Below are 514 nucleotides of genomic sequence, written 5' to 3'. Positions count from 1 at the left end.
CCCCCCCCCCCCCCCCGCCGCGCAGCGACGCGCAACCAGGCTGGGAAGGGCGCCGCCTGGGCGCGTCGGCACGTCGGCGGCGCTCCGCCGCAGGCGCAGTGGGTTCCTGTGGGCAATCACGGATCCACTTTGGCGACGGGGTAGCACGGAGACTGCCAGCTCTGCCGAACTTCTTATTCGACCGGGCAGTGCTGGGCACGTCATCGGCGCTACCGGGCTTGCTCTCCCGCAGCTCGACGACGAATCGGCCGGCCTCGTTCGTGGGGCCTGGCTGTGGTCCGGTCTTCGGCGGGACTTGTCGAGGAAGCCGCGGTGAGGTGCCGCAGGGACTCGCCCCGGTTGCGTTGCGTTGCGGTGCACACGTGGTCGTGTTCGTCGCCGGGGGCGTAGGTCCGTTGGTCACCAGCGGGGTTGGTGCAGCCGGGGGTGGTGCAGGCAGGTGGCTGGTGGCGTTCACCGTGTTCCTCTCTGTCCGGGCCGACGGAATCTGCCGATGGCGTACCAGGCCGGACCC

This window comes from Nocardia cyriacigeorgica (assembly GCF_010868145.1).
In the GTDB taxonomy this organism is placed as follows: domain Bacteria; phylum Actinomycetota; class Actinomycetes; order Mycobacteriales; family Mycobacteriaceae; genus Nocardia; species Nocardia cyriacigeorgica_D.
The sequence above is the reverse complement of the archived record's forward strand: the minus strand, read 5'-3'. Positions refer to the sequence as shown.